19 protein-coding genes, 1 pseudogene and 1 riboswitch are annotated in these 22,851 nt (G+C 72.3%); of the genes and pseudogenes, 13 read left to right on the forward strand and 7 right to left on the reverse strand.

Features of this window, described 5'->3' with window-relative positions; translation table 11 throughout:
• Positions 1-56: 56 nt before the first annotated feature.
• Positions 57-476, reverse strand: a complete 420-nt coding sequence (locus tag ITX44_RS12940; RefSeq protein WP_205357307.1) for a response regulator transcription factor — start codon at positions 474-476, stop codon at positions 57-59.
• Between the two features lie 155 nt (positions 477-631).
• Here ITX44_RS12940 and ctaE point away from each other — a divergent pair, with 155 nt between their 5' ends.
• The 6 genes from ctaE to ITX44_RS12970 all read left to right on the forward strand — a co-directional run bounded on the left by ctaE (position 632) and on the right by ITX44_RS12970 (position 8,039).
• Positions 632-1,252 carry an aa3-type cytochrome oxidase subunit III gene (ctaE, locus tag ITX44_RS12945; protein WP_205357308.1) on the forward strand — a complete coding sequence of 207 codons (621 nt, stop codon included), beginning with the start codon at positions 632-634 and terminating at the stop codon, positions 1,250-1,252.
• A 92-nt stretch (positions 1,253-1,344) separates the two neighbouring features.
• A complete protein-coding gene (gene qcrC / locus ITX44_RS12950) occupies positions 1,345-2,154 on the forward strand; it encodes a cytochrome bc1 complex diheme cytochrome c subunit (RefSeq protein WP_205357309.1) in 810 nt (269 codons plus the stop codon).
• A complete protein-coding gene (gene qcrA, locus ITX44_RS12955; RefSeq protein WP_205357310.1) occupies positions 2,151-3,212 on the forward strand; it encodes a cytochrome bc1 complex Rieske iron-sulfur subunit in 1,062 nt (353 codons plus the stop codon). The genes qcrC and qcrA overlap by 4 nt, the downstream gene beginning before the upstream one ends.
• Entirely contained in the window at positions 3,209-4,843 is a 1,635-nt protein-coding gene (gene qcrB, locus ITX44_RS12960; RefSeq protein ID WP_205357311.1) for a cytochrome bc1 complex cytochrome b subunit, read from the forward strand. The genes qcrA and qcrB overlap by 4 nt, the downstream gene beginning before the upstream one ends.
• 181 nt (positions 4,844-5,024) lie before the next feature.
• A complete protein-coding gene (gene trpD, locus ITX44_RS12965; RefSeq protein ID WP_205357312.1) occupies positions 5,025-6,089 on the forward strand; it encodes an anthranilate phosphoribosyltransferase in 1,065 nt (354 codons plus the stop codon).
• A gap of 142 nt (positions 6,090-6,231) precedes the next feature.
• A riboswitch (SAM riboswitch) is annotated at positions 6,232-6,348 on the forward strand.
• A 320-nt stretch (positions 6,349-6,668) separates the two neighbouring features.
• Complete coding sequence (locus ITX44_RS12970; protein ID WP_205357313.1) at positions 6,669-8,039, forward strand: aminotransferase class V-fold PLP-dependent enzyme; 1,371 nt, start codon at positions 6,669-6,671, stop codon at positions 8,037-8,039.
• Positions 8,040-8,072: 33 nt separating this feature from the next.
• On the opposite strand, the gene ITX44_RS12975 is transcribed toward ITX44_RS12970, so the two are convergent.
• Positions 8,073-8,354, reverse strand: a complete 282-nt coding sequence (locus ITX44_RS12975) for an Lrp/AsnC family transcriptional regulator (protein WP_205357314.1) — start codon at positions 8,352-8,354, stop codon at positions 8,073-8,075.
• Positions 8,351-9,181, reverse strand: coding sequence for a rhomboid family intramembrane serine protease (locus ITX44_RS12980; RefSeq protein WP_205357315.1), 831 nt, complete (start codon positions 9,179-9,181; stop codon positions 8,351-8,353). Before ITX44_RS12980 ends, ITX44_RS12975 begins: the two co-directional genes overlap by 4 nt.
• Positions 9,182-9,508: 327 nt before the next feature.
• Between ITX44_RS12980 and ITX44_RS12985 the strand changes: the two genes are divergently transcribed.
• The 5 genes from ITX44_RS12985 to ITX44_RS13005 all read left to right on the forward strand — a co-directional run bounded on the left by ITX44_RS12985 (position 9,509) and on the right by ITX44_RS13005 (position 16,559).
• Positions 9,509-10,855, forward strand: a complete 1,347-nt coding sequence (locus ITX44_RS12985; RefSeq protein WP_205357567.1) for an NYN domain-containing protein — start codon at positions 9,509-9,511, stop codon at positions 10,853-10,855.
• A gap of 351 nt (positions 10,856-11,206) precedes the next feature.
• Positions 11,207-12,235 carry a C40 family peptidase gene (locus tag ITX44_RS12990; protein WP_205357316.1) on the forward strand — a complete coding sequence of 343 codons (1,029 nt, stop codon included), beginning with the start codon at positions 11,207-11,209 and terminating at the stop codon, positions 12,233-12,235.
• 204 nt (positions 12,236-12,439) lie between these two features.
• On the forward strand, positions 12,440-13,519 hold the full coding sequence (locus tag ITX44_RS12995; protein ID WP_205357317.1) for a C40 family peptidase: 1,080 nt from the start codon (positions 12,440-12,442) through the stop codon (positions 13,517-13,519).
• A 243-nt stretch (positions 13,520-13,762) separates the two neighbouring features.
• Positions 13,763-15,016: a hypothetical protein gene (locus ITX44_RS13000; RefSeq protein ID WP_205357318.1), complete on the forward strand. Its 1,254-nt coding sequence runs from the start codon at positions 13,763-13,765 to the stop codon at positions 15,014-15,016.
• A gap of 298 nt (positions 15,017-15,314) precedes the next feature.
• The gene (locus ITX44_RS13005; protein ID WP_307795242.1) at positions 15,315-16,559 is read left to right on the forward strand and encodes a M48 family metallopeptidase; all 1,245 of its coding nucleotides are present in this window, start codon (positions 15,315-15,317) and stop codon (positions 16,557-16,559) included.
• A gap of 244 nt (positions 16,560-16,803) precedes the next feature.
• Here ITX44_RS13005 and ITX44_RS13010 read toward each other — a convergent pair.
• Positions 16,804-17,475, reverse strand: a pseudogene (locus tag ITX44_RS13010) (GntR family transcriptional regulator); the annotation flags it as partial.
• Positions 17,476-17,805: 330 nt separating this feature from the next.
• Between ITX44_RS13010 and ITX44_RS13015 the strand changes: the two are divergent.
• Positions 17,806-18,348 carry a YbhB/YbcL family Raf kinase inhibitor-like protein gene (locus ITX44_RS13015; protein ID WP_205357319.1) on the forward strand — a complete coding sequence of 181 codons (543 nt, stop codon included), beginning with the start codon at positions 17,806-17,808 and terminating at the stop codon, positions 18,346-18,348.
• A gap of 52 nt (positions 18,349-18,400) precedes the next feature.
• On the opposite strand, the gene ITX44_RS13020 is transcribed toward ITX44_RS13015, so the two are convergent.
• Positions 18,401-19,678, reverse strand: a complete 1,278-nt coding sequence (locus ITX44_RS13020) for a glycosyltransferase 87 family protein (protein ID WP_205357570.1) — start codon at positions 19,676-19,678, stop codon at positions 18,401-18,403.
• A 245-nt stretch (positions 19,679-19,923) separates the two neighbouring features.
• On the opposite strand from ITX44_RS13020, the gene ITX44_RS13025 reads away from it, so the two are divergent.
• Positions 19,924-20,844 carry an aminoglycoside phosphotransferase family protein gene (locus tag ITX44_RS13025; protein ID WP_205357320.1) on the forward strand — a complete coding sequence of 307 codons (921 nt, stop codon included), beginning with the start codon at positions 19,924-19,926 and terminating at the stop codon, positions 20,842-20,844.
• Between the two features lie 11 nt (positions 20,845-20,855).
• Here the strand turns inward: ITX44_RS13025 and ITX44_RS13030 are convergent, their stop codons facing one another.
• Together ITX44_RS13030 and ITX44_RS13035 are read right to left on the reverse strand one after the other, a co-directional pair.
• Positions 20,856-21,209 (reverse strand): hypothetical protein, encoded by a 354-nt coding sequence (locus tag ITX44_RS13030; protein WP_205357321.1) that lies wholly within the window; start codon positions 21,207-21,209, stop codon positions 20,856-20,858.
• A 105-nt stretch (positions 21,210-21,314) separates the two neighbouring features.
• Positions 21,315-22,682 (reverse strand): NsdA family TPR-like regulatory protein, encoded by a 1,368-nt coding sequence (locus ITX44_RS13035; protein WP_205357322.1) that lies wholly within the window; start codon positions 22,680-22,682, stop codon positions 21,315-21,317.
• Positions 22,683-22,851 lie beyond the last annotated feature (169 nt).

Consider the following 22,851-nt stretch of genomic DNA (forward strand, 5'->3'; position numbering starts at 1 on the left):
CCGTCCCGGCCCGGCCGTTCCCACGACGCGACGTTCGCCCTACGGGCGCGCGCCGGTCACGTGGTGGCCAGCTCCTTGCCGTTGTTGCCGATGCGGCGGCGCAGCAGGACCGCCAGCGTGTCGCTGAGGGCGACCGGGTCGATCGGGTGGGAGACCGCGGCGTCCGCCCGGCTCCAGGTGGCCAGCCACGCGTCCTGCGGGCGGCCGATCAGCACCAGCACGGGCGGGCAGTGGAAGATCTCGTCCTTCACCTGGCGGCACACGCCCATGCCGCCGGCCGGGGCGGCCTCGCCGTCCAGCACCATGGCGTCGATCCCGCCCCGCTCCAGCTCGGTGAGGACGGCGGGGAGCGTCGCGCACTCCACGTACTCCACCGGCGGCAGGTCGGCGGCGGGCCGGCGGCCGGCGGCGAGCCGGACCTGTTCCCGGATGTTCGCGTCGTCGCTGTAGACCAGCACCGTGGCGGTCGCCTGCATCCTGGCTCCTCCTCGAACACGCCCTCGTGAACGGTTTCTCAAGCTGCTCCGGATGCTACTCCCGCCAGCCCGTTTCCCAGAAGGGTTCCTTCCTTCGGGGGAAGCGGGCGGTGAAGGGGACCCCCGGAGTGAGCGCGAGATAAGCGCCCGACATAATGACGGACGTGGCGACAGCAACAGCAGTAGAAACCGGGCACGCGCACCCGTCGGTCAACCGGCCGAACCTCACCAGCGTCGGAACCATCATCTGGCTGAGTTCCGAGCTGATGTTCTTCGCGGCCCTCTTCGCGATGTACTTCACCCTGCGGTCGGTGACGGGTGAGGCGTTCTGGAAGGCCCACGCGCACTCCCTGAACGTCCCGTTCTCGGCGACGAACACGACGATCCTGGTGCTCTCCTCCTTCACCTGCCAGATGGGCGTGTTCGCCGCCGAGCGCGGGGACGTGAAGAAGCTGCGCTCCTGGTTCATCGTGACCTTCGTGATGGGCGCGATCTTCATCGGCGGCCAGATCTTCGAGTACACGAACCTGGTCAAGAAGGACGGGATCTCGCTCAGTTCCGACCCGTACGGCTCGGTGTTCTACCTGACCACCGGCTTCCACGGGTTGCACGTGACGGGCGGCCTGATCGCGTTCCTGCTGGTACTGGGCCGGACGTACGCGGCCAAGCGGTTCACGCACCAGCAGGCCACCGCCGCCATCGTCGTGTCCTACTACTGGCACTTCGTCGACGTGGTCTGGATCGGCCTGTTCGCCACGATCTACCTGATCAAGTAGCAGGCCACCGCGCGCCGGTCACGTTTTCCCGGTCCGCGGGTTCAACCCACCAGAAGCACCGACGACAGAGATACCTGACACCGGGGTAATCCGTGAAAAAGCTCTCCGCACGACGGCGCCACCCACTGGCGGCGCTCGTCGTCCTACTCTTCGCGCTGGCGGCCACCGGGGGGCTGTACGCCGCGCTCGCGCCGGCGCCGAAGGCCCAGGCCGACGACTCGGCCCAGTCCCTCGCCATCGACGAGGGCAAGCGGCTGTACTCGGTCGGCTGCGCCACGTGCCACGGCATGAACGGGCAGGGCAGTTCCGACGGGCCCAGCCTGGTCGGCGTCGGGTCCGCCGCCGTCGACTTCCAGGTCGGCACCGGCCGCATGCCGGCCCAGCAGCCGGGCGCGCAGATCCCGAAGAAGAAGAACATCTACAGCCAGGGCGAGATCGACCAGATCGCCGCGTACATCGCCTCGCTGGGCCCCGGGCCGTCCATCCCCACCAAGGAGGAGTACAGCCCGGCCGGCGCGGACATCGCCAAGGGCGGCGAACTGTTCCGTACCAACTGCTCGCAGTGCCACAACTTCGTCGGCAAGGGCGGCGCCCTCACCGACGGCAAGTTCGCGCCGTCCCTGAAGGGCGTCGACCCGAAGCACATCTACGAGGCGATGCAGACCGGGCCGCAGAACATGCCGTCCTTCCCGGACACCACCATGCCGCAGGACACCAAGGCGGACATCATCGCCTACCTGCGCGAGGTCGACAGCAGCAGCAGTAAGAACCCCGGCGGCTTCACGCTCGGCACCCTCGGCCCGGTGCCCGAGGGCCTGTTCGCCTGGGTGTTCGGCCTGGGCACGCTGCTCGGCATCGCCGTCTGGATGGCCGCACGGACGACCAAGGCCAAGAAGTCATGAGCGAGTCTGGATCCCACAACGACGTGTCAGAGAATCTGCCGGGTGAGCACGGGGCCCGGGGCAGCGAGCCGGCGGTCAAGTCCGACCCGTTCGCCAACCCCGGCCTGCCGCCCCACGAGTACCGCCGTCAGGACATCGACGAGCGGTCCGCGAAGCACTCCGAGCGAATCGTGGCGGGGTTGTACACCCTGTCGATGCTCGGCACCATCGCGTTCATCGCGTGCTTTGTCATCTTCGACATCGACAAGTACGTCTACATCTTCCCGTTCGGCCACGTCAGCGCGCTGAACTTCTCGCTGGGCCTGACGCTTTCGGTGGCGTTGCTGGGCATCGGCGTGGGGTCGGTCCACTGGGCCCGCACGCTGATGTCGGACGAGGAGATCGTCGACGAGCGGCACCGCGCCGACGCCGACGACGAACTGCGCGAGAACATCAGGCAGCAGTGGATCACCGGTGCCAAGGAGAGCGGCTTCGGTCGGCGCCGCCTGATCCGCAGCACGCTCTACGGCGCGCTCGCCCTGGTGCCGCTGTCCAGCATCGTGATCCTGCGCGACCTGGGCCCGCTGCCCAGGAACTCGCTGGCGCACACGCTGTGGTCCAAGGGCAAGGTGCTGATCAACAGCAACACCAACATGCCGCTGCGACCCGAGGACGTGGCGGTCGGTTCGCTGACCTTCGGTCAGCCGCAGGGTCTGAGCGAGGCCGACGAGGACTTCCAGGACCAGATCGCCAAGTCCGCCGTGATGATCGTCCGGCTCAAGCCGGAAGACATCCAGGACAAGCGGGAAGCGGACTGGGGCCACGAAGGTATCGTGGTGTTCTCGAAGATCTGCACCCATGTCGGCTGCCCGATCAGCCTGTACGAGCAGCAGACGCACCATGTGCTGTGCCCCTGCCACCAGTCGACGTTCGACCTGTCCGACGGAGCGCGCGTCATCTTCGGCCCCGCGGGCCACCCGCTGCCGCAACTGCGCATCGGCGTCAACGCGGACGGCAACCTGGTCGCGCTCGGCGACTTCTCGTCCCCCGTCGGCCCGGCCTACTGGGAGCGTCCATGAGTACCACCACCGAATCCCCCACCCGCAGGCCGGCCACCCACCCGGGTGAGCGGATCGCGGAGTGGACCGACGGTCGGCTCGGCCTGTACAAGCTGGCCAAGTCGAACATGCGGAAGATCTTCCCGGACCACTGGTCCTTCATGCTCGGCGAGGTCTGCCTCTACAGCTTCACGATCCTCATCCTCACGGGTGTGTACCTGACGCTGTTCTTCCACCCGAGCATGAACGAGGTCGTCTACCACGGCCCGTACGTGCCGCTGCAGGGCGTGCGGATGTCGGACGCGTACGCCTCGACCCTGCACATCAGCTTCGAGGTGCGCGGTGGCCTGCTGATAAGGCAGATCCACCACTGGTCCGCGCTGATCTTCATCGCGGGCATGATCGTCCACATGATGCGGGTGTTCTTCACCGGCGGATTCCGCAAGCCGCGCGAGCTCAACTGGCTGTTCGGCTGGTCGCTGCTGTTCATCGGCATGTTCGAGGGCTTCACCGGCTACTCGCTGCCGGACGACCTGCTCTCGGGCACCGGTATCCGGTTCATGGAAGGCGCGATCCTCTCCACGCCGATCGTCGGAACGTACCTGTCGTTCTTCCTGTTCGGCGGGCAGTTCCCGGGCCACGACTTCGTGCCGCGGTTCTACTCGGTGCACATCCTGCTGCTGCCGGGCATCATGGCCGGCCTGGTGGCGGCCCACCTGATCCTGATCTTCTACCACAAGCACACCCAGTTCCCGGGTGCGGGCAAGAGCGAGAAGAACGTGGTCGGCACCCCGCTGCTGCCGGTCTACATGGCCAAGGCGGGCGGCTTCTTCTTCATCGTCTTCGGCGTGATCTCCGCGATCGCCGCGGTGGCCACCATCAACCCGATCTGGACGATGGGCCCCTACCGGCCGGACCAGGTGTCCACCGGCGCCCAGCCCGACTGGTACATGGGCTTCTCCGAGGGTCTGATCCGTGTGATGCCCGGCTGGGAGATCAGAGCGTGGGGCCACACACTGGTCCTCGGCGTGTTCGTGCCCCTGATGATCTTCCCGCTGGTGATGGCGGCCATCGCGGCCTACCCGTTCATCGAGTCCTGGCTCACCCACGACAAGCGGGAGCACCACATCCTGGACCGGCCGCGCAACCGCCCGGTGCGCACCGGCTTCGGCGTGGCCTGGCTGACGGTGTACTTCACGCTGCTCATCGGCGGCGGCAACGACATCATCGCCACCCACTTCCATCTGTCGATCAACGCGATCACCTGGTTCGTCCGGGTCGGCTTCTTCGTGCTGCCGGTGGCCGCGTACTACGCCACCAAGCGGATCTGCCTCGGCCTCCAGCGCCGCGACCGCGACAAGGTGCTGCACGGCCGCGAGACCGGCATCATCAAGCGGCTGCCGCACGGTGAGTTCATCGAGGTGCACGAGCCGCTGTCGCAGCAGCAGCTGCACGTGCTCACCGCGCACGCCCAGCCCCGCCCGATCGAGCTCGGCCCCGCGGTCGACGAGAACGGCGTGGCCCGCAGGTCGAGCCCGGTGGCCAAGATCCAGGCCAAGATGTCCGAGGGCTTCTACGGCGAGGGTTCGAACATCCCCAAGCCCACCGCCGAGGAGTACGAGGAGATCACCAGCGGCCACGGTCACCACTGAGGTACGTCTCTGAGCTCATCCGACGTACGTAGTCGCCACCGGGAGGGCCCCGTCCAGCGCGTGGACGGGGCCCTCCCGCACGCCTGCGCCCCGATAGGCTGACCGCAGAGCCGGTCCCGCCCGGGATCCGGCACCGAAGCCGCAGAGCCGGGCCGCAGAGCCCGTCCCAGGAGCGTGAGCCATGAGCGTTGTGCCCCCCGCCGGAGGCGATCCCACGGCCTCCCGGTCGTGGCCCGACGTGCTGACCGCGCTGCTGGCGAGGCAGGACCTGAGCGCCGACGACACCGCCTGGGCGATGGACCGGATCATGCTCGGCGAGGCCACGGACGTCCAGATCGCCGGGTTCGCGATCGCGCTGCGGGCCAAGGGCGAGACCGTCGACGAGGTGACCGGCCTGGTCCGGGCGATGTACGGGCACGCCACCACCATCGAGGTGCCCGGCCCCACCGTGGACATCGTCGGCACCGGCGGTGACCGGGCGAAGACCGTCAACATCTCCACCATGTCGGCGATCGTGGTGGCCGGCACCGGCGCCCGGGTGGTCAAGCACGGCAACCGGGCCGCCTCATCGGCCAGCGGCGCCTCCGACGTCCTCGGCCGGCTCGGCGTCAACCTGGAACTGCCGCCGCAGCGGGTCGCCGAGGTGGCCGTCGAGGCCGGCATCACCTTCTGCTTCGCGGTGAAGTTCCACCCCGCGCTGCGGCACGTCGGCGCCGCCCGCAGCGAACTGGGCGTGGCCACCACCTTCAACTTCCTCGGCCCGCTGACCAATCCGGCCCGGGTGATGGCCCAGGCCACCGGCGTCGCCGACCTGCGGATGGCGCCGATCCTGGCCGGGGTGCTGGCCGAACGCGGCTCCTGCGCCCTGGTCTTCCGCGGCGACGACGGCCTGGACGAGCTCACCACCACCGCGACCTCCCAGGTGTGGGTGGTGCGCGACGGCAAGGTCGATCAGGTGACCTTCGACCCGCGGGACGTGGGGCTGCCCCTGGTGAGCGTGGAGGCGCTGCGCGGCGGCGACCCGGGCCACAACGCCGATGTCGCCCGGCGGGTGCTGGCCGGCGAGACCGGTCCGGTACGGGACGCGGTGCTGCTCAACTCCGCGGCCGCGCTGGTGGCGCTGACGCCCACCGACGCGCCCCTGGAGGAGCAGATCACGGCCGGCCTGGTACGGGCCGCCGAGTCGATCGACTCCGGTGCGGCCGCCCGCGTCCTGGAGCGCTGGGCCGCCGCCACCCACGCCTGACCCCGCTCATCCCGGTCCCGGCGGCAACTCCCCGCCGCCGGGGCCCGGTTGCGGCATGAACGGCCGGCCCGGCAGGTGGATGTGGTCCACCAGACAAGACAACTGCTTGCGCCCGGGCCCCCATATGGCAGAATTCCTCGCAGGTCACGAGTGACAGCGCAAAGGCCCCGGCTCGCTGTCCGGCAACCCTCCGTCCGAGGCGGGGTGCCCCGGGTGATGACCAGGCCGTGAGCAGCGAGGCCCACGGCAAGCCGGACGTGGGGAGTTCTTCCGTGCGCAAGCGAATGCGTTAGGGCCTGTCCCGCAGGACAGGCCCTGGGCCGTCGGGCCCCAGATTCCGCGATGCACCGGTGCCGTACCGGCACCTGTTCCGCCGTACCACCGCGGCGTTTTCCGCCGCGACCGCACGACGCCGAGAGTCTTTTCCGCGCCGACCCGCCCCGACCGGCCCTGACCGGTACCGACACGCGCCGACCTGCACCGATCCGCAGGGCCGTGCGCTGTGGTGCCGTGCGGTGCCACGTCCCGGGCGCGGGCCGGCCGCGGAGTTCGCCTGCCTTTTTCCGGGGAGTTTTCGCCATGACCGTGATCAGTACCGCCGCCGACGCCGACCTCTGTGCCCCGCTGCCCGTCCTGGGCAGCGACGTAAGGGTGCCGCTGGTGACCGGGGGAGAGGTGACCTACGCGGCGCTGGACTACGCGGCCAGCGCGCCCGCGCTCCAGCGGGTGTGGGACGACGTGGCCGCGTACGTGCCGTACTACGGCAGCGTGCACCGCGGCGCCGGGTACCTCTCGCAGCTGTCCACCGACCTGTTCGAGCAGAGCCGCGCGGTGGTCGCCGACTTCCTCGGCTGCCGCGCCGACGACGAGGTGGTCTTCACCCGGTCCACCACCGACTCGCTCAACCTGCTGGCCGCCGTGCTGCCGGCCGGCACCCAGGTCTTCGTCTTCGAGACCGAGCACCACGCCGCCCTGCTGCCCTGGGAGCGGGCCGGCGACGCGAGCGTGACCTACCTGAGCGCGCCGCGCACCCCCGAGCAGGCCGTCGCCTCGCTCGACGTGGCACTGCACGGCGCCCCCAAGGGCCCCAAGCTGGTGTGCGTCACCGGCGCCTCCAACGTGACCGGCGAGCTGTGGCCGGTACGGGAACTGGCCGCCGCCGCGCACCGGCACGGCGCCCGGATCGTGCTGGACGCGGCGCAGCTCGCCCCGCACCGCCCGGTGGACATCGCCGCCCTGGACGTGGACTGGGTGGCCTTCTCCGGGCACAAGCTGTACGCGCCCTTCGGCACCGGGGTGCTGGCCGGCCGCGCCGACTGGCTTCGGGAGGCCGAACCCTATCTGGCCGGCGGCGGCGCGACCCGTACCGTGGCCCGTACGGCGGCCGGGGGAATCGACGTGCAGTGGCACACCACCGTCGCCCGGCACGAGGCCGGCTCGCCCAATGTCATCGGCGCCTATGCCGTCGCCTCGGCGTGCAAGGCGCTGCGCGAGGCCGGCTTCGACGGGCTGGTGGCCCGGGAGCAGGCCCTGCTGTCCGCGCTGCGTGCCGGGCTGGCCGCGATTCCGCAGGTGCGGGTGCTGTCCCTGTTCGGCGAGGACTCGGCCCGGGTCGGTGTGCTGTCCTTCACGGTGGCCGGCTGGAACAGCTCCCACTTCGCCGCCGCACTGTCCGCCGAGTACGGCATCGGCGTGCGCGACGGCCTGTTCTGCGCCCACCCGCTGCTGCGCGTGCTGGCCGGCGCCGCCCAGGACGACCCGGGCGAGTGCGGCGCCCCCGACGCGGCTCCCGGTGAGGCGTCCCTCAACGCGATCCGGGTCAGCTTCGGCGCCGGTACCCCGGAGGAGCACATCGACCGCTTCCTGTCCGCGGTGCGCACCCTGATCCGCGACGGCGCCGCCTGGAGCTACCGCGCGGAGAACGGCCGGTGCGTGCCGGCTCCCCAGTGAGCGAACCGGCCGGCGAGCCGGCCAGGGAGCCGGTCAGGCGTCCAGGCCGATGGAGAAGGCCGCCTCCAGGTCGTGCTGGGAGTAGGTGCGGAACGCCACGTGCGTGTCGGTCGCCGTCACCCCGGGGATCTTGCTGATCCGGCCCGGGATGATGTCGGCGAGGTCGTCGTGGCGGCCGACACGTACCAGCGCGATCAGGTCGTACGCCCCGGTCACCGAGTAGACCTCGGACACGTTCGGCAGCGCCGCGATCGCCTCCGCGATCTCCGGGATCCGGTCGACGGAGGTCTTGATGAGCACGATCGCGGTGATCACGGCGGAACGTCTCCCTGGGGTGCCGGGCTGATGACGACGCTCACCTTACGCCGTGGCCGGTAGCACACCCACGCACACAGGAAGCCGAAGGCGAAACCGACCACGTGGGCCAGGTAGGCCACCGCGGGCCCGCCGCCGGAGGGGGCTCGCGCGGCCAGCCACTGGAGCGCGAACCAGAAGCCGAGCACCAGCCAGGCCGGGAAGCGCAGCGGCACGAAGAACAGGAACGGGAAGACACTGGTGACCCGGGCCCGCGGAAAGAGGTAGAGGTATGCGCCCAGCGCCCCGGAAATGGCCCCCGAGGCGCCCACCAGGCTCTGCGGGTCGCCGGTGCGGGTGAGCGCGAAGCCGTACGTGGCCAGGCACCCGGCCGCCAGGTAGAAGACGGTGAAGCGCAGCCGGCCCATGCGGTGCTCCACGTTGTCGCCGAAGACGTACAGGAACAGCATGTTGCCGGTCAGATGCAGCCAGCTTCCGTGCAGGAACATCGCGGTGAGCACCGACAGGGCCGGCACCTTGGTGAAGGGGGCCGGGCTCGGGCAGCCGGCCGGCAGCGGCAGCCGCCAGGCCGGCAGGGCGCCGTGGAACAGCTCGCTCGGCACCACCCCCCACCTGGCGAAATACACCGCCTGCGCGCACTGGAGCCGGTGCCCGGTGCCGTAGGACGGATTGAATCCGGACAGCGGGCCGAGCAGGAACACCACGGTGCACGCCGCGATCAGCGTGTAGGTGACGACCGGCCGGCGCCGGGCCGGATGCCCGTCCGTGTCGTCCGGACTGTCGCCCGGACCGTCGTCCGGATACTTGTCGCGCACCGGGAGGACCATGGACCGATCATGGCGGAACGGGCGTAACCGGCAAAGGCCGCCTCGCCGCAGCGCGCCGCGCCGTCCAGGCCGTAGGGTGACCCAGAACATCTCCCGCGCGGGCGGCCGGGCAGCCCACAAAGCCGCACCGACCGCGAGAAGGGCGCTGACGATCCGGGCCGGATCGGAGAACTTCAGTGCGCTCCTCAAGAGCCGGGGCCGCTTGCGGGGACAATGGAAGCAGCAGGCGGCGGCCGGAGGGATCGAAGGGGGCCGGGAGGGCGCCGAGGAACCGGACGGGAGTGACTGGTGGACGGTATCGGCGGCGATCCGCGTCCCGAGGACAGCATGGCCGCGCCCGCTCCTGGCGCCGCCGAGCCCGCGCTGGACCGGCCGCTGCCCGAGGGGGTACGGCACCGGGTCGTCACCGTCGCCGCCGACGCCTTCGGGGGCTTCACCTTTCCGGAACTCCCCGTCTCCCTGCGGCCGTACGCCCGGTTCACGCCGACCCGGCGCGTGAAGTACGCCGCCAACGCGCTGGCCGCCGCGCTGGAGTCGGACGCGGCCTTCCGGCAGAAAGTCGGCGCCAAGCTGCGCGAGACCCAGCCGGAACTGACCGCCGCCCTGGACGCGGGCACCCCGCCGCCGGCCGCCGACCCGCTGGACGTGGCCGCCGCCGCCTATCTGCTGCGCCCGGCCGGCTGGGCGAAGCTCGTCACCACCGCCGGCGAGGAGGCCGAGCGGGCGGACGCCGAACGCGCCGACGAGGAGACGCTGCGCGAGGTGGCCCGGCTGCGCGCCGAGGTCGAGACGCTGCACGACCAGGCGCGGGCCGAGGCCGGCCGGGCCCGGGCGGAGCTGGAGGGGGTCCGCAAGGAGAGCGACGCCCTGCACCGCAAGCTGCGCGCCGCGCTCAGCGACGTCAAGCGCGCCGAGGCCGCGCAGCGCAAGCTCCAGGGCGAACTCGACGACACCCGCGCCGGGGCCGCCGCAGAACGGGCCGCCGCCGACATCGAGGCCCGCCGGCTGCGCGCCCGGCTGGCCGAGGCCGAGTCCGCGGTCGAGGCCGGCCGCCGCGCGGCCCGGGAGGGCCGCAGCGTGGAGGACGTACGGCTGCGGCTGCTGCTGGACACCGTGCTGGACGCCGCGTCCGGCCTGCGCCGGGAACTCGCCCTGCCGCCGCGTGACACCATCGGCGTACGGCCGGCCGACACCGTGGACGCCGTGGCGCCCGGCTCCTTCAGCGCCCGCGACATCGCCACCCGGGCGCTGTCCGAGACCGACCCGGCGCTGCTGGACCAGTTGCTGGCACTGCCCCAGGCGCATCTGGTGGTGGACGGCTACAACGTCACCAAGACCGGTTATCCCTCGCTGCCGCTGGAGAAGCAGCGGCTGCGGCTGCTGGGCGGCCTGGCCGCCCTGGCCGCGCAGAGCGGCGCCGAGGTCACCTGTGTCTTCGACGGCGCGGACCTGGACATGCCGGTGCTGCTCGCCCCGCCGCGCGGGGTGCGGGTGCTGTTCAGCAAGTCCGGCCAGACCGCGGACGAGCTGATCCGCCGCCTGGTGCGGGCCGAACCGCCGGGCCGTCAGATCGTGGTGGTCTCCGCCGACCGCGAGGTCGCCGACGGGGTGGCCAAGGCCGGCGCCCGCCCGGTCGCCTCGGCGCTGCTGCTCAAACGCCTCGCCCGGGTGTGAGCGGGGTGAGCGCGCCCGAACAGCCCGTCAAGGTGTGAAACCGGGCAAGCGGGGCGCCGCCGGACGTGTTCAAGGGGCGAACGCCCGCAGTTGCCCGGCACTTTGACCGAGGCGGTCACGAACGAACAAGCGTCGACTCAGCGTTGTGCGGCCCTCACCGCGGGTATGCCGAGCGTAAAGAATGTGCGAACCGGTCGAGTTTTTTCCTACAAGGATTTGAACCGATCACAGGAAGGTCACTATGGTCAGGCCTCGAACCTCCGCGCAGTGATCATCCAACCCGGATGGCGCTCGGAGGCCGCCCGCCAGCTTCAACCGGTAGGCGGCTGAAGGAAGAAGGAGCTCGCCTTCGTGGCGTCCCACCGTCGTCCCAAGCCGGCGAACCGCACGCGCGTGTCCGTACTGACCGCGACAGCAGCGGCAGCGGTCGCCCTTTCCGCCCAGGCCGCGCACGCCGCTCCCCAGCAGTCCGTCAAGGACGCCAAGGCCAAGGTGGACGCGCTCTACACGCAGGCGGAGCAGGCCACCGAGAAGTACGACGCTGCCAACGAGAAGCTGCATACCCTGGAGAAGGAGGCGTCAAGCCTCCAGGACCAGGTGGCGCGGCAGCAGCAGCACCTGAACCAACTGCGGGACGGCCTCGGCGCGATCGCCGCCTCCCAGTACCGCAGCGGCGGCATCGACCCGTCGCTCCAGCTCTTCCTGTCCTCGAACCCGGACAGCTACCTGGAGCAGGCCACGACGATGGACCAGCTCGGTTCGCTCCAGGTCGGCCAGCTCCACCAGCTCGAGGACGCCAAGCGCACCCTGGACCAGGAGCGCGCGCAGGCCACCGCGAAGCTGGCCGAACTCCAGGCCACCCGCACCGATCTGGCCACCCGCAAGAACGAGACCAAGGACAAGCTCGCCCAGGCGCAGCAGGTCCTCAACTCGCTCACCGCCGCCCAGCGTGCCGCGATCGCGCAGCAGGACGCCATCTCCGCCAGCCGCGCCAGCGCCCGCGTCGACCTCGGCAACGCCAAGGCCGCCAGCGGCCGCGCCGCCGCCGCCTTCGCCGCCGCGCAGACCCGGGTCGGCATGCCGTACGTCTACGGCGCCACGGGTCCCTCCACCTTCGACTGCTCGGGTCTGACCTCGTGGGCCTACGCCCAGGCCGGGGTCTCCATACCCCGTACCTCCCAGGAACAGGCCAACGCCGGCACCCGGATCTACTCCGAGTCCCAGCTGGCCGTCGGCGACCTGGTGATCTTCTACGGCGACTACCACCACGTGGGTCTCTACGCCGGCAATGGCATGGTGCTGCACGCCCCCAAGCCGGGTGCGTCCGTGCGCTACGAGGCGATCGGCGACATGACGTTCGAGTTCGGCGTCCGCATCTGACGCCGTCCGACGCTCACGCTGTGTGCCGCCGGGGTCCTGACGGGCCCCGGCCGCCGCGTTTCCGGGGTACGGCGATCGGGTGACGGGTCGTCAACTCCCGTAGCACGGGCAGCCGCTTGACCTGCGGGTTCGTCGCGGGGTGCCGAGGCGGGCCCTTGGCCGTTCATTGAACTGAGCGCCACCGCGTGGTTACTGTTCGCTGCCGTGGCATCCCATAAGCGTCTCAACTCGCCCGGCCCGGCCGCCCGTGCCGTCCGGGCCACCGCGCTGTCCGCGGCCGCCGCGGCGGCCACCGCGGCGCTGTCCGGCACCACCGCCCAGCTCGCCGCGGCCGACCCCGGGCCCGGCCCGGGACGGGACCGCGCGGTGCAGGTGGACCGGCTGGACCGGCTCTACCGGCAGGCCGAGCGGGCGACCGAGACGTACGACGCCGCGCAGGAGCAGGTGCAGCGGCAGCGCCAGGAGCTGAGCGGCCTCCAGGACCGCGTCGCCCGCAGCCGGCAGCGCGTCAACGAACTGCTCGACGCCCTCGGGGAGGTCGCCGCCGGGCAGTACCGGGACGGCGGCATCGACCCGGCCGTGGTGCTGCTGATGTCCGGCGACCCCGAGAGCTACCTCGACCGCGCCGCCGCCCTGGACCGGGTCAGCGCCCAGCAGACCGGGCAGTTGCGCGAACTGCGGACCGCCGAGCGCGCCCTGGAGCGCCAGCGCGCCCAGGCCGCCGCCGAACTCGCCGAAGTGCGGCGCAGCACCGCCGTGCTCCAGGACCGCAAGAACGCCGTCCAGCGGGCCCTGGCGGCGGCCCGGCGGCTGCTGAGCGCACTGCCCCCGGTGCAGCGCGCGGCGTACAGCCCGCTCGCCGGGACCGGCCGCGCCTCCCGCGACACGCGCCCCGCCGGCATCGTCCCGCCTGTGCTGCCGGTGCTGCCCGCCCCCTCCGGCCGGGCCGCCCTGGCGGTCGCCGCCGTCCGCCAGGCCCTCGGCTCCCCGTACGTCTGGGGCGCCTCCGGCCCCAACGCCTTCGACTGCTCCGGCCTGATGCAGTGGGCGTACGCGCAGGCCGGTGTCCGGCTGCCGCGCACCTCCCAGGAGCAGATGAACGCCGGCACCCGCGTCCCGCTGTCCGAGGCCCGCCCCGGCGACCTCGTCGTCTACCGCAGCGACGCCAGCCACATCGCGATGTACGTCGGGGGCGGCCGGGTGGTCCACGCGCCCTATCCCGGCGCACGGGTGCGGTACGACCCGGTGGACATGATGCCGGTGACGGCCGTCACCCGGCCGTAACGGGGCGGGCCGCGCAGACCGGTCACCGCGCCGGACACCACGCGACCACCGCCGGCCGGTCGCCCGCCGAGCCCGCCGCGCCCGCCGCGCTCACCGACGGCATCGACGGCTCGGTCGACGCCTCCGGGGGCTCTCGGGGATCGGGCCCGGCCCCGACACCGTCAAGGCGGCGCGGGGGCCGGCGGGGGTGGTTGTCCACAGGCCGCCGACCGGGGCGGCCGCGTCCCCCGTACGATCAGGCGCATGGCCGCGGTGCTCGTACGACGCTTCAGGGCCGCCGCGGGGATGTGGGCGGCCGGTCTCGCCGTGCTCGCCGCCCTGGCCGGCGGGTGCACCTCCGCCGCCGCACCGGCCGCGCCCAGCGCCGGCACCGCCGTCCGGCAGGTGCTCGACCGGCACGCGGCGGCCGTCCTGCACCACGACCGGGCCGCCTTCCTGGCCGGGGTGGACCCGCAGGCACGGACCTTCCTGGCCGCGCAGCAGCGGGTCTTCGCCGACCTGGCGGACGTCCCGCTCGCGGCCTGGTCGTACACCCTGGTCCGCACCGGCGCCTTCCCGCTGCCGCCGGCCGCCGACGGCACCCCGCACACCGCCGCCGAGGTCCAACTGCGCTACCGGCTGGCCGGGTACGACACCCAGCCGGTGGTCTCCACCGCCTACCTCACCTTCGCCCGGCACGGCGGTACGTGGTACCTGGCCGCGGACGACGAGGGCGCCCCGAGCGGCCGGCACACCGCCGTCCAGCTCTGGGACCAGGGCCCGGTACGGGTGGTGCGCGGGGCGCACAGCATCGTGCTCGGGCTCGCCCCGGACGCGGTGCTGCGCGGCTACGCCGCCGACGCGGACCGGGCCGTCCCCGAGGTCAGCCACGCGTGGGGGAGCGGCTGGCCCGGCAAGGTCGTGATCGAGGCGCCCGCCTCCCTCGACCAGATGGCCGCCCTGCTCGACGCCGCGCCGAACGCCTACCAGGGCATCGCCGCGGTCACCACGGGCGAACTGGGCCGCAACGCCCAGGCCCCCGCCGACCGGGTCATCGTCAACCCGGCCGCCTTCGGCGAGCTCTCCGACTTCGGCCGGCAGGTCGTGCTCACCCACGAGACCACCCACGTCGCCAGCCGGCTGGCCACCAACGGCCGCACCCCGCTGTGGCTGTCCGAGGGCCTGGCCGACTGGGTGGCCTACCGCGACTCCGGGCGCACCGCCCGGCAGATCGCCCCCGAACTGGCGGCGGACGTGGCGGCCGGCCGCGTCCCCACCGCCCTCCCCACCGCCGCCGACTTCCGGCCGACCGCCAAGAACATCGCCCAGGCGTACGAGGGCGGCTGGCTCGCCTGCCGCCTGATCGCCGACCAATGGTCACCGGACACCCTCACCGCCTTCTACCGGGCAGTGGCCAAAGGTGGTTCCCTCGACTCCGTGATGCGGAACTCCCTGGGCCTCGGACTGGCCGACTTCACCGCGCGCTGGCGCGACGAGATACGTGGGGAGCTGGCATGACGCACGAAGGTCCCTCGACCGGACACCCCGACCCTGCGGGGGCCGGCGGGCCGGAGCGGTCTGCGCGCCCTCCGGCTGCCGCCGACGCCGGTGGCGACGCTGGCGGCGAGGCCGCGCGGCCCGCTGCCGCGGCGGACGCGGGCGGTTCTGCGGGTGATCACCGGGCGGGGCCCGGTCGAGCGGCTCTGCGCCGGGACAGCCCGGTGGGGTTCGGCGACTGCGTGCCGCCGCGGCGGACGCGGGCGGTTCTGCGGGTGATCACCGGGGGGCGCCCGGAGCGGGTAGCTGGGCGGCGGGCGTGCCGGAGCCGGGGCAGTCCGATGGGGCCCGGCAGCCCCGTGCCGCCACATCGCGTTCCGGCGAGGGCGTCTCCGGCGAGGGCATCTGCGGCGCGGACGACGAGGGCGCGGACTTCACCGCGCAGGAGATCGCGCGGGCGCGGGAGTTGCGGCGGGGGGTGGCGCCGGTCGCGTTGTGCGGGCGGGCGGTGTCGCTCGCGCTGATGCTGGTGCTCGGGCTGACGGCGGGCGGCGCGCATCTGGTGGGGGCGTTCGGCGGCGATTGGGCGGAGCGGGTGACGGGCGGCGCGGTCACGCTCGTGGTGCTGCCGCTGCTGCTGGGGCTGCCGTTCGGCGCCCGGGTGCGGGTGGTGCGGACCCGGTTCGGGCTGGTCACGCAGGGCTGGCGCGGCTGGGCGGTGGACCAGGCTCGCGGCCTGCTGATCTCGCTGCCGCTCGGCTTCGGCATGCTCTTCGCGCTGTACGGGCTGGCCGGCGTCACCCGCTGGTGGTGGATCTGGGCCGCGCTCGGGGCCGCCGTGGTGACCGTCGTGCTCTCCTTCCTGGCCCCCCTCCTCTTCGAGCCCCTCTTCAACCGCTTCACCCCGATGGAACCCGGACCGCTGCGGGACGCGCTGCTCGCCCTGGCCCGGAAGGACGGCGTGGCCGTACGCGACGTGCTGGTGGCCGACGCCTCCCGCCGTACCACCGCCCTGAACGCGTACGTCTCCGGCTTCGGCGGCACCCGCCGGATCGTCGTCTACGACACCCTGCTGACCACCGCCGAGCCGCGCGAGGTCGAGCTGGTGGTCGCCCACGAGCTCGGCCATGTGGTGCACCGCGACGTGCTGCGCGGCACGGTCGCGGGCGCGCTCGCCTCGGCGGCGGGGGTGTGCCTGCTGGCCGCGCTGGTCACCTGGCACCCGCTGCTGTCCGCGGCGGGCGTCGGACGGTTCGCGGACCCGCGTTCGGCCTGGCTGCTCGCCGCGCTCGCCTCGGTCGGCGGTACCGTGGCCGGCCCGCTCGGCGCCGCGCTCAGCCGCCGCGTCGAGACCCGCGCGGACCGGCACGCCCTGGCCCTCACCGACGCCCCGGCCCCGTTCATCGCGATGCAGCGCCGCCTGACCCGTACCAATGTGGGCGAGCCCGACCCGCCGCGCCTGCTCCACCTGCTCCTGGGCACCCACCCGACGCCCTCCGCCCGGATTGCCCTGGCCCGTTCCTGGCCGGAGGGCGGCGCGGCGGCGGGCGGGGCCGGCGGCTGACCCCGGGGTCAGGGCCCTTCCGGGTCCCGGTCGGCGTCCGCGGCGGCCGGGTTTGCGGCGGCCTGGTTCGGACGGTCGACGTCCTGGCGGCGGAACTCCCGGCTCAGGGCGCTTCCGGCTCCCCGTCGGCGTCGACGGCGGCCCGGCGTCCGGTGGCCGACGTCCCGGCCGCCGGGTGGACAGCCGCGGGCCGCCCGAGGGGCTGACCCGCGGCGGCCGGCTCCCAGCTGTCCGGGCTCGGGCCAGTCAGGCCCTCGGCGGTCAGCGTCAGGTGCCGGGCCAGCAGTTCCGCGGCCCTGTCGGCGTCCCGGGCCAGCGCCGCCTCCTCGAGTTGCCGGTGCTCGGTGGCGTGGTCCCGGTCCGGGGTGCGGAGCACCGACCAGCGCCGGGCCAGCTCACTCGCGGTCCACATCCGCTCGAAGGTGTCCAGCAGGACGCTGTTGCCGCACCCCTCCAGCAGGGTCCGGTGGAAGGCGTGGTGCGCCCGCGACCAGGCCTCGCTGGGGTACCCGCCCTCCCCGGCCACGTACGGTGGCGTGCCGGCCAGGCGGTGGTGGGCCGCGCGCACCCGCGCCTCCCAGTCCAGGTCGCCGCGGGCGATCGCCATCCGCAGGGCGGCCGGCTCGACCGCCCGCCGGGCCTCGGCTGTCTCCTGCCAGCGGCGGTCGGAGAAGGCCGGGACGGCGAAGCCGCGGTTGGGCAGCCGGTCGGCGATGCCGTCGCCCACCGCCCGTAGCAGCGCCTCGCGCACCACCGCCAGGCTGACGCCGAGCGCGGTCGCCAGCTCCTGCGGCTTGAGGGCCTGGCCGGGCGTGAACTCGCCCCGCATGATGGCCCGGCGCAGGCGGGCGTACACCCGGTCGGAGAGCATCCGCTTCGCCGGGAGGCCGTCCGAGGTGTCCGCGGTCCCGTTCATGCCGCCAGGATAGACGAAGGTCCCCGATAATCGATTATTGGTGCTAAGGTCGATCATCGGTGGCGCCGCCGTCGGCACGGCAGCAGCTCCGCCCGGCTCCCGCGCCGTACGCGTACCCGGGACGCGGGCCTCCACCGGGCCCGCCGGACCCGTCGGCCCCGCGGCAGACCCCGGCACGATTCCCCGGCAGGCCGGCAGCGGACCGACCGGCCCCGGCGGACCGGCGGCACCGGCAGATCCGACCCGAGCAGTCCCCGCACCTCCGGCAAGCCCGCAGCACACAGACCCCAGCACACAGATCCGAGCAGACCTCCCGCAAGGAAGGACGCGATGAGCGCCAACGATCCCTTCGCCCGTCTTCCCGAGGTACCCGCCTTCACCGTCACCAGCACCACGGTGGCCGACGGCGACGCCTGGGCCGCCGAGCAGATGTCCGGCATCTTCGGCGTGCCCGGCGGCAAGGACGTCTCGCCCCAGCTCACCTGGAGCGGCGCCCCCGAGGGCACCAAGAGCTACGCCGTGACCGTGTACGACCCGGACGCCCCGACCGGCTCCGGCTTCTGGCACTGGGCGGTGGCCGACATCCCGGCGACCGTCACCGAACTGCCCGAGGGCGCGGGCGACGAGGCCGGTGCCGGCCTGCCCGCGGGTGCCTACCAGATCCCCAACGACGCCCGCCTCGCCCGCTTCATCGGTGCCGCCCCGCCGGCCGGCCACGGCACGCACCGGTACTTCGTCGTGGTCCACGCCCTCGACGTCGAGACCATCGGCGTCCCGGCCGAGGCCACTTCCGCCTTCCTCGGCTTCAACATCACGAGCCACGTGCTCGGCCGCGCGTCCCTCATGGCCACCGCGGAGATCCCCGCCGCCTGAGCCTGAGCCTGGGCCGACGCCCGCCTCGGGCCCGACCGTCAGCCGTCGCTGGTCACCGCGTCGTGATCAGCGACGGCGGCGTCTCGCCGGCGCCGCGGGCCCGGCGCTGCAACGGCTGCAGGACCGGGCTGTGCACCGTGGACGCCCACAGCCGGCGGCAGGCGATGACCGAGGCCGCGACCAGCAGACCGTTGCGAATCGTCAGCAGCAGCACGCCCCACTTGTCGCTGGCCGCCACGTGCGAGAAGAAAACCGGGAACTCCAGGGTGGTGAAGAAGGTCGCCACCAGGGTCAGTCGCACCGGCAGCCGCAGCACCGAGCCGGGCATCATCCGGCACACCGCGCCGATCCCGATCAGCCACACCATGTACTGCGGGCTGATCACCCGGCTGGTCGTGGTGAACACCAGCAGCGCGGTGAAGGCGGCATCGTACGGCGTCGCGTCGCTGAACGTGCGGGCCCGCAGCCGCCACACCACCAGCCAGCACAGCGCCAGCACGCTGAGCGCGAGGGCCGCCCAGCTCACCATGTGCACGTGCCGGCCCAGGAACTCCACCGAGCCGTAGTGCATGGCCGGCTGGCCGTGCCAGCCCAGGTGCCGGGCCACGTGGAAGACCATCGCGCCCAGCGACTCCACCTCGGTGCCGCGGTCGCGCTGGAAGGTCAGGAAGGAGAACGCCCCCGGCATCGCGACGGCGAACGCGACGCCGACCACCGCCGCCGTCCCCACCCCCCAGGACCAGGCCCGCCGGGTGGGCCTGCCGCGCGGCGTGCCGGTGAGCACCAGCAGCGGCCACACCTTGAGCATCGTGCCCACCCCGGCCAGCAGCCCGGCCACCCGCGGCCGTCGGCGCAGCTCCAGCAGCGCCAGCATGCCCACGGCGGTCACCATCACGTCGTACCTCGCGAAGACCACCGGACCGGCGACCGTCACCCCGACCACCCACACCCACGCCCCGGCCGCCGGCCGCGCCCGGCCCCGCCCGTACACCAGCAGCATCACCGTCACGGCCGCGTCGGTGAGCAGCGCCAACACGAAGAACGCGTTCACGTAGCTCAGGAAGGGCAGCACCACCGGGGCCATTAGCACCGCCGCCGCGCCCGGCGGGTACTGCCACGTCACGTCCTCCGACGGGAACGAGCCCGAGCGCAGCACCGGATACCACTGCTGATAGACGTCGTGCACGTCGTTCAGCACGAACTGCCCGGGAAACGGCACGGCCCGGAAGACGAACAGCATCAGCACGGCCCGGGTGACGGCCCAGGCCAGCACCACCCCGGCCGGCCCGCGAAGCCGTGCCCCGATATGGGTATTTCTCACAATACGCATCATGCGTCCCCCGCCGACCCCACCGCCGCACGGACGCGACCGCGGCACCCACCCGGGTGAACGGACACCCCCGTGCGCCGACCGAGTACTGTCGGCGGGGATGGACCGGGGTCAAGCCATGTGACCTTTCCGCTTCCCTTGGTCGGCCCGGATCTTCACGGGCTATCGTCGTCGCCGGTGGCACGTCACGCGTTGCCGGTGTTCGCGCGACGGTAGAGGGCGCACGATGGGGGAACGCGGCCGTCATGGCATCTGGATCTGACCTCGGCTCAGGTGCGGGATTCACGTCGGCTTCTGCCGCCCGGGTGATGGCGTCGGCCTGCCGCGCGGCGGGGCTGGACGGTAAGGGCGCGGAGCTGATCCGATTCGGGGAGAACGCGCTGTACCGGCTGGCCGCTGCTCCGGTGGTGGTGCGGGTGGCGCGGGGGCCGGCGTACTTGGCGTCGGTACGGCGTGAGGTCGCGGTGTCGCGCTGGCTGGCGGGTGAGGGGTTCGCGGCCGTGCGGGTGGTGGAGGACGTGGAGCAGCCGGTGGTGGTGGAGGGGCATCCGGTGACGTTCTGGCATCTGATCGAGGATGCGGGGCGGTCGGCGTCGTACGGGGAACTGGGAGCGGTGCTGCGGGAGCTGCACGGTCTGGTGCCGCCGGACGGCTTGGAGCTGCCGGGGTTCGATGCCTTTGGACGGGCCGATCGTCGTATCGAGTTGGCCGAGGGGATATCGGAGGACGATCGGGTGTTCCTGCGCAAGCGGCGGCGGGAGCTTGCGGACCGCTTGGCGGGGCTGGCCTTCGACTCGGGGCGGGGGCCGGTGCACGGGGATGCGCACACCGACAATCTGATGGTGGACCGGCGCGGGCGGCTGCATCTGATCGACCTGGAGAACTTCTGCGTGGACCGCCCGGAGTGGGATCTTGTGGTGGCTGCGCATGAGTACGACCGGTTGGGGTGGGTGAGCGGTGAGCAGTACGCGGCGTTCGTCGGGGGGTACGGGCGGGATCTGCGGGAGTGGCCCGGGTTCGGGGTGCTGGCCGCGATCCAGGAGTTCAAGATGACCACGTGGCTGATGCAGAACGTCGCGGAGGGGCAGCACGTGGCGGACGAAGTGAAGGTGCGGCTGGCCTCGCTGCGGGACGACGACGCGCCGCGGAACTGGCAGCCGTACTGACGGGTTGAGCGTCAGGCTTCTGGCTGCGTTGGGGCTGAGGGGAGAAGGCTGCGATGGTCGTGCATGGGTGGGCGATGCAGTACCTCGATGTACATGATCCGTCCGTACACGACGTCCAGGACCAGCATGCCTTTTGAGGGCAGGAGCGGCACGCACCGATGGCCCTCGCCGTACGGCTGTCCTTCCGGATGGACCGCCGTATGGATGCTCTGACAGAAATCGTCGCCGCAGTCGCACATGGCAACGAGACGAACATCCCGCACGCAGATGGCCAGCTCGTTCTCGCCTTCGACCTCCAAGAGAGAGACCAGCTCGTCGATGAGGTCGGGGAAAACGTCCCGTACGAGGGCATCGTCCTGCTCCATGCCGGAAGGTTAGCCCGAGGATCACGTACGAGCAGCGTCAACAGAGCGAGGAACCCCCGCGCGGCCTCCCGCCAGCAGAACCGCGCGCCCGGCTGAAGTGGCGCGCTACTCCTCCAGTTCGGCGCGGGCCGTGGCGACCTTCTCGTTGAACGCGGCCACCACCGGTGCGGCGGCGTAGGGGCTGATCTCCTGCTGGAAGTCCTCGACGTAGCGGACGAACCGCGCGGACTGCAAGGACTCGCCTTCGTCCACCGCGAGGCCGGCCGTGCTCACGGCACCTTCGAGGTCGCCGTTCAGGAGTCGGCTTTGCGCGAGGACCATGCGGCAGAAGCCGAGGGTGCGGGCGTACTGGGGGTCGGTGCGGGCGACGGCTTGTTCGGCGAATCGCAGGGATTCGGCGGGGCGTTTGAGGTCGCGGAAGCAGTGGCTGAACTCGCCGATTATCTCGGCCTCGTCCACGTAGGCCAGGTATTCGGGGTCCTGGGCGGTGCCGGCCTTCTCGAAGAACGTCTCGGCTTCGTTCATGGCGCGGGAGGCGCCGGTGAGGTCTCCCGCGCTGGACAGGGCCCGGGCTTCGTGGGCGGCGAAGATCGCTTGGGCGCGCGGGGTGGCTTGGCCCCGGCCGCCTTCGAGGGCGGCGCGGGCGAGTTGCGCGGCGCGCACGGTCTGGCCGAGGTAGTTCGCCTGGTGGCTCATGTTGGCCAGGATGGTCGCGCCCATGAGCCGGTCGTCGATGACCTGGGTGAGGCGTAAGCCGGACAGGAAGTACCGGTGGGCCAAGGCGTGGTTGCCGATGTCGTACGCGGTCCAGCCGAGGACTTCGGCGATCTCGGCGGCTGCCGCGAACAGGGCGGTGCCCACCTTCTGGCTGTAGCTTGCGCTGAGCAGGGGCAGGACTTCGTGCCGGAAGTAGTGCCGCAGTGTGGTGTGGCCGTGCCCTCCGCCGTACAGGAAGTCCAGCCGGGCGAACATCTCGGCGGCGGTGCGGATGGCCATGACGTCGCGCATGCCGACCCGGCGGCTCGCCGGTGCGTCGGTGGTCAGTCCGTCCGGGCGGGAGATCATCCAGGAGAACACGGCGGAGCTGATATCGCTGTCCGCGGCGGGCACGACGGCGGAGGGCGCGGAGTCCGGCGCCTGCTGTGTCAGGCCGTCCAGGGTCGCCAAGGCGTCGGCCAGTGACGCGGGGTAGCTCACGCTCGGCTGCTCCGACCGTGCGGTGTCGCCGAAGAATCCCAGGTCGGCGGGGCTGACACGCCGGTTGAGCTTGGCGCTGAGGGCGTCGGCCATGATCGCTGCGGCCTTGGACTGGATGCCCGTGCCGTCGCGCCAGCGCTGAACGGACACATGCGTGGTGCCCAGGTCGGTGCCCCGTAGCGCCGCGATGTCCCGCATGCGCTTGGCCAGCCCCTTGTTGGACACTCCGGCTTCCGCCATGAGCGCGATCAGGTGTTCGTTGGGATTCCGGCTCATCCTCCGCCACCCCTTGCTGACAGCCGGTGCCCATGGTGTCACAGGACGCTGATCTCCGGGGGGTTCATTTCTGGACCCCCCTTGACGTGCCAGGTGTTCGCGTGAACCCCCTGGTGAACACTCCCGGTCGGGCCGGCGCAGGAATTGACTGTCGTCATCGGTCATCGCT

It is taken from the genome of Actinacidiphila acididurans (genome assembly GCF_016918855.1).
GTDB lineage: Bacteria > Actinomycetota > Actinomycetes > Streptomycetales > Streptomycetaceae > Actinacidiphila > Actinacidiphila acididurans.